This is a genomic window from Mycobacterium sp. (assembly GCF_025933915.1).
Taxonomy (GTDB): domain Bacteria; phylum Actinomycetota; class Actinomycetes; order Mycobacteriales; family Mycobacteriaceae; genus Mycobacterium.
The window spans coordinates 1-6,231 of the sequence record NZ_JAICZA010000213.1 but is presented as its reverse complement, the minus strand read 5'-3'; the positions used below and the strand labels follow the sequence as shown (position 1 = coordinate 6,231).

Sequence of the window (6,231 nt, the reverse complement as noted above, 5' to 3'; positions counted from 1 at the left end):
GAAACCGACGACGACGTGGATGTCGTCATCGTCACCGGTGCCGACCCGGTGTTCTGCGCGGGACTGGATCTCAAGGAGCTGGGCGGTTCCTCCGCGCTTCCGGACATCTCGCCGCGGTGGCCGGCGATGAGCAAGCCGGTGATCGGCGCGATCAACGGCGCCGCGGTAACCGGCGGTCTGGAGCTGGCGCTGTACTGCGACATCCTGGTCGCATCGGAGAACGCCCGCTTCGCCGACACGCACGCCCGGGTGGGACTGCTGCCCACCTGGGGGCTGAGCGTGCGGCTCCCGCAGAAGGTGGGCGTCGGCCTGGCCCGGCGCATGAGCATGACCGGGGATTACCTGTCGGCCGCCGACGCGCTGCGCGCCGGCCTGGTGACCGAGGTCGTACCGCACGACCAGCTGCTGGGCGCCGCCCGCCAGGTCGCGGCCTCGATCGTCGGGAACAATCAGGACGCGGTGCGGGCGCTGCTGGCGTCCTATCACCGCATCGACGACGCGCAGACCGGCGCGGGCCTGTGGCAGGAGGCGATGGCGGCCCGGCAATTCCGGACCAGCGGCGACGACATCGCCGCCAACCGCGAGGCGGTGCTGCAACGCGGGCGGGCTCAGGTGCGCTGAGGGACGGTCTCTGGCGGTCCGTTTGGGCCGGTTTCGTCCACCCAATACGATCGAGTGATGCGCGCGGTCGTCGGAATCAGCAGGGTGCTCGGCACCCTGACGCTGGCGGCATCGGCGCTCGCAATCGGCGCACCGCACGCGGCCGCGCAGCCGCCACCGCCGGGGTTTCCGAATCTCGACGGCTTCACCGCCGTCCCGGCCGACGGCTATCTCAGCACCGCGGGCGCCTCGCCGCGGATCAGCTTTTCCGCCCCGTCCGCACTGGTCTGCGACTTCTACGGCGGCCCTGCGCCCGCGCCACAACCCTCGCAGGACATCAAGTGCAAGGGAGACATGTCCGGAATGGACGACGTCCCCATCCCCGGCGGCCGCCCACGACCGGGCGACTGCATCGTGGGTTCGGTCGACTTCAAGGGCCCCGGCTACCAATTGAGCCGCATGTCCTACAGCGGATGCGACGGCAACGCGCCCGCGCTGCCGAGCGGCGCCAAATTGTTGGCGGCGGGCCAGAAGTTGACGTACCTCAACGTCACCTGCGCGGTGGGAGCCGACAACCTCCTCGCCTGCCTGGACACCACCAGCGGCGATCACGGATTCGTGGTGCAGCGCTCGGGCAGCTGGGCGTTTTAGCAACCGGTGGCCGAATAGCCGTCAGCGCGCCCAGCGACCCGAGATCGCCCGCCAGCCAACGAAGATCAGTCGCAGCACCACGAACGTGGTCAGCCCCGACCAGATTCCCGCGAGGCCCCAGTCGAACACCAGCGACAGCCAGACCAACGGCAAAAAGCCGACCAGCGCGCGGGTCACGGTGGCGGTGCGCATGAATGCCGCATCCCCCGCACCCAGCAGCACGCCATCCAGCGCGAAAACTATTCCCGCAAAGGGTAATTGAGCCACCATAAACCACCACGGGACGCTGATCGCGGCCAGCACCGAACGGTCGTCGGTGAACAGTCGGGGCAGCGCGGAAAAGCCGATCGCGAACGCCGCGGCCAACAGTCCGGCGGCCGCCGTCGAGAACACCGTCACCCGCCGGGCCACCAATTTGGCATGCGCGGCGTCACCGGCGCCCAGCGCGGCACCCACCAACGCCTGCGCCGCTATCGCCAGCGAATCCAAAACCAGCGCAAGAAAATTCCATATCTGCAGCACGACCTGATGCGCTGCCAGCGCCGAGGCGCCGAATCGGGCGGCGACCGCGCCCGCCGAGACGAAGCAGGCCTGAAAAGCCAATGTTCGCACCACCAGATCGCGGCCCATCACGAGCTGCGCCCGCAGCACGGTGCGGTCCAGCGGCAACGGCCCCCGTTCGGCCAGCAGCGCACGCCCGAACAACACCGCGGCCAACCACTGGCCGGCCACGTTGGCCACCGCCGACCCGGCCAGCCCCAAGCGCGGCAATCCCAGCCAGCCGTAGACCAACAGGGGGCACAACAGCGCCGAAAGCCCGAAGCCGACAACCACATAACGCAGCGGACGGATGGTGTCCTGCACGCCGCGCATCCATCCGTTGCCCGCCAGCGACACCAGAATGGCCGGGGCACCGAAGATCGCGATACGCAGCCACGGCAACGCCGCGCCGGCGATGTCGCCGCGCGACGCGATCGCCGACACCACCGGCACGGCGGCGGCCTGCACCGCGACCACGATCAGCGCGCCCAGACCCAGCGCCAGCCAGGTCGCCTGCACCCCTTCGGTGACCGCCCGGGCCCGGTCACCGGCCCCGAAATGGCGGGCCGAGCGGGCGGTCGTGCCATACGACAGGAATGTCAACTGGGACCCGACCACGCCGAGCACCAGCGCGCCGATGGCCAGCCCGGCCAGGCTCAGCGCGCCGAGTCGGCCGACGACCGCCGTGTCGAACAACAGATAGAGCGGTTCGGCCGCCAGCACCCCCAGCGCGGGCAGCGCCAGGCCGGCGATCTGATGGCCACCGGCGGCGGTTCGATCCCCTTCGGTCACCCGAGCGCGGTGCGCAGCGACGCCACGGCGTCGTCGATCGAGCCGGTGGTCGAATAACCGGCCGCCAGCCGGTGCCCGCCCCCGCCGAACCCGGATGCGACCGCCGCCAGGTCCACCTCGGCCTTGGCCCGCATCGACACCGACCACTGTTGCGGCGCGATCTCCTTGAAGACGGCGGCCACCTCGGCCTGCTGCGTGGTCCGCACGATGTCGACGATGCTCTCGACTTCCTCGGGGCGTGACGTGATCCAATCCTGGTTGCCGACAACCGCATACACCAGGCCCCGCCCGCCAGCCACGTCCGGCAGCAACCGGGCCGACGCCAGCACGCGCGACAGCAGCGGCAGCCACCCGAACGGATGGGTATCCATCAGGGTCCGGCTGATCGCGGCGTTGTCCACGCCAGCATCGACCAGCCGGGCGGCCAGGCGAAGGGCGCGCGCGCTGGCCCAGCGGAAAGATCCGGTATCGGTCGTCAGGCCGGCGTAAATGCAGTGCGCGACGTCGGGATCGATGGGCTTGTCCCATGCGTCGAGAAGGTCGGCGATCATCATCGTCGTCGAATCAGCCGACACGTCAACGAAATTGGCCGTGCCGAACACGTCGTTGGAGGCGTGGTGGTCGATCACCAGCACCTCGGCACCCGATACGGCCAGGTCGCTCAACGCGCCCAGTCGCTTGACGCTCGGAACATCAACGGTGACAACCAAATCGACGTCGCGGTCCATCGCATCCGGACTGACCAGCAGCCGGCAGCCCGGCAGCGATGCCAGCGATTCGGGCAGCCCCGCCGGCTCAGCGAAACTGACCTCGACCCGCTTGCCACACTTGTCCAGCACCAAACCCAGCGCCAGCCCGGCGCCGATCGTGTCGGCGTCGGGATGCACATGGGCGATCACCGCGACGGTGGCGGCGTCCGACAGTAGTTCGACGGCGGCCGCCGCGTCGATGCGTGCTCCCACACCGGCCAGTTCAGTATTCGCGTTGGTCGTCGTCACCGATGCTCCCGTCGAGGCCGGGCTCCACGCCCGATCCGCCATCCCGGTATGGATCGGCCTCCCCAGCCGGCTTGGCGCCAGAACGAACCCGCGCCAGATCAGCGTCCGCGGCGCGAGCCCGCGCCAGCAACTCGTCCATCCGCTGCACGTTGTCCGATGTGGTGTCGCGGGTGAAGGTGAGGGTGGGTGTGAAACGCACGCCGGTGCCCGCCCCGACCAGGGTGCGCAGCGCGCCCTTGGCCCGCTCCAGCGCGGCCGCGGCGGCCCCGTAATCCGGCTCGTCGTCCAGCGTGCGTCCCATCACCGTGTAGAACACCGTCGCGTCGTGCAGGTCGGCGGTCACCTTCGCGTCCACGATGGTGACCCCGTCCAGCCCGGGGTCCTTGATCTCGAACTCGATCGCCGAGGCGACGATCGTGTTGATCCGCTTGGCCAGGCGGCGGGCCCGGGCCGGGTCAGCCATATCGATTCACCGCCTCCTCCTCATCGCTTCGTCCCCTCGCCGCTACGCGGTTGGGGGTACCCCACCGCATCGCGGGCGGTGGTCAGGCACGTTCCTTTTGCACCAACTCGTACGACTCGATGATGTCGCCTTCCTTGATGTCGGAATAGCCCAGCGTCATACCGCATTCGAAGCCCTCGCGGACCTCGGTCACGTCATCCTTCTCGCGCCGCAGCGAGTGGATCGTGAGGTTCTCGGTGACCACGACGTTGTCGCGCAACAGCCGGGCCTTGGCGTTGCGGCGCACCACACCGGAGCTGATCATGCAGCCGGCGATGATGCCCACCTTGGAGGACCGGAAGATCGCCCGGATCTCGGCGCGGCCCAGCTGGCTCTCCTCGTAGATCGGCTTGAGCATGCCGCGCAGGGCCTTTTCGATCTCGTCGATCGCCTGGTAGATCACCGAGTAATAGCGGATCTCCACGCCTTCGCGGTTGGCCAGCTCGGTGGCCTTGCCCTCGGCCCGCACGTTGAAGCCGATGATCACCGCATCCGAGGCCGACGCCAGGTTGACGTTGGTTTCGGTGATGCCACCGACACCGCGGTCGATGACGCGCAGCGCCACCTCGTCGTCGATCTGGATGCCCATCAGAGCCTCTTCGAGCGCCTCGACCGTACCGGCATTGTCGCCCTTGAGGATCAGGTTCAGCTGGCTGGTTTCCTTCAGCGCCGAATCCAGGTCCTCCAGGCTGATCCGCTTGCGCGTACGCGCCGCCAGCGCGTTGCGCTTGCGGGCGCTGCGCTTGTCGGCGATCTGTCGGGCGATCCGGTCCTCGTCGACGACCAGCAGGTTGTCACCGGCTCCGGGCACCGACGTGAAGCCGATGACCTGGACGGGTCGTGACGGCAGCGCCTCGTGGACGTCGTCGCCGTGCTCGTCGACCATGCGGCGGACACGCCCGTAGGCATCGCCGGCCACGATCGAGTCGCCGACGCGCAGCGTGCCGCGCTGGATCAGCACGGTGGCGACGGGGCCGCGACCCCGGTCCAGGTGTGCCTCGATCGCCACCCCCTGGGCCTCCATGTCGGGGTTGGCCCGCAGGTCCAGGGCGGCGTCGGCGGTCAGCAACACCGCCTCCTCCAAGGCCTCGATGTTGGTGCCCACCTTCGCCGAGATGTCCACGAACATCGTCTCGCCACCGAAATCCTCTGCCACCAAACCGTATTCGGTGAGCTGACCGCGGATCTTGGCCGGGTCGGCACCTTCCTTGTCGATCTTGTTGACCGCCACCACGATCGGCACGTCGGCGGCCTGCGCGTGGTTGATGGCCTCCACCGTCTGCGGCATCACGCCGTCGTCGGCGGCGACCACCAGGATCGCGATGTCGGTGGCCTTGGCGCCGCGGGCACGCATGGCGGTGAACGCCTCGTGACCCGGGGTGTCGATGAAGGTGATCGGCCGCTCGGTGCCGTCGAAGTCGACGGTCACCTGGTAGGCACCGATGTGCTGGGTGATGCCACCGGCCTCGGCCTCGCGGACGCTCGCATTCCGGATGGTGTCCAGCAGTCGGGTTTTACCGTGGTCGACGTGACCCATCACGGTCACCACCGGCGGACGGGTCTGCAGGTCTTCCTCGGTGCCCTCGTCTTCGCCGTAGGACAGGTCGAACGACTCGAGCAGCTCGCGGTCCTCGTCCTCGGGGCTGACGACCTGGACGACGTAGTTCATCTCGCTGCCCAGCAGCTCGAGCGTCTCGTCCCCCACCGACTGGGTGGCCGTCACCATTTCGCCGAGGTTGAACAGCGCCTGCACCAGCGAGGCCGGGTTGGCGTTGATCTTGTCGGCGAAGTCGCTCAGCGACGCACCGCGCGCCAGTCGGATCGTCTCGCCGTTGCCGTGCGGCAACCGCACGCCACCGACGACGGGCGCCTGCATGTTCTCGTACTCGGCGCGCTTTGCCCGCTTCGACTTGCGACCACGCCGCGGCGCACCACCGGGGCGGCCGAACGCGCCGGCCGCGCCGCCGCGCTGTCCGGGACGGCCACCGCCGCCACCACCACCGGGACGGCCCCGGAAACCGCCGCCACCGGCGCCTGGCGGGGCGCCGACTCCGCCGCCACCGCCGCGGTAGTTGCCGCCACCACCGTCGCGACCGCCGGGACCACCGGGCCGGCCGCCGCCGGGCCGCGGGGCGCCGGGCCGCGCCG

At 69.5% G+C, this 6,231-nt stretch carries 6 protein-coding genes; 2 read left to right on the top strand and 4 right to left on the bottom strand.

The genetic code is table 11. The features are described 5' to 3' along the window. The coding region (locus tag Q0W90_RS22300; protein ID WP_297776677.1) for an enoyl-CoA hydratase at positions 1-621 on the top strand (621 nt) is incomplete at its 5' end. A 57-nt stretch (positions 622-678) separates the two neighbouring features. Next, the gene (locus Q0W90_RS22295; protein ID WP_297595749.1) at positions 679-1,251 is read left to right on the top strand and encodes a hypothetical protein; all 573 of its coding nucleotides are present in this window, start codon (positions 679-681) and stop codon (positions 1,249-1,251) included. Positions 1,252-1,272: 21 nt separating this feature from the next. Here Q0W90_RS22295 and Q0W90_RS22290 read toward each other — a convergent pair whose 3' ends face one another. From Q0W90_RS22290 to infB, 4 genes are all read right to left on the bottom strand, one after another. Next, positions 1,273-2,583, bottom strand: coding sequence for an MATE family efflux transporter (locus Q0W90_RS22290; RefSeq protein ID WP_297776674.1), 1,311 nt, complete (start codon positions 2,581-2,583; stop codon positions 1,273-1,275). Continuing rightward, positions 2,580-3,533 (bottom strand): bifunctional oligoribonuclease/PAP phosphatase NrnA, encoded by a 954-nt coding sequence (locus Q0W90_RS22285; protein WP_297595770.1) that lies wholly within the window; start codon positions 3,531-3,533, stop codon positions 2,580-2,582. The genes Q0W90_RS22290 and Q0W90_RS22285 overlap by 4 nt, the downstream gene beginning before the upstream one ends. 22 nt (positions 3,534-3,555) lie before the next feature. Next, on the bottom strand, positions 3,556-4,044 hold the full coding sequence (rbfA, locus tag Q0W90_RS22280; RefSeq protein WP_297595747.1) for a 30S ribosome-binding factor RbfA: 489 nt from the start codon (positions 4,042-4,044) through the stop codon (positions 3,556-3,558). An 82-nt stretch (positions 4,045-4,126) separates the two neighbouring features. Further along, positions 4,127-6,231: translation initiation factor IF-2 (gene infB / locus Q0W90_RS22275; RefSeq protein ID WP_297776671.1), on the bottom strand; the 2,105-nt coding region annotated here is incomplete at its 5' end.

What these genes read in the sequence shown, in the direction of transcription:
- rbfA (WP_297595747.1), bottom strand. Translation starts at nt 4,044, where the DNA reads ATGGCTGACCCGGCCCGGGCCCGCCGCCTGGCCAAGCGGATCAACACG.
- Q0W90_RS22295 (WP_297595749.1), top strand. Translation starts at nt 679, where the DNA reads ATGCGCGCGGTCGTCGGAATCAGCAGGGTGCTCGGCACCCTGACGCTG.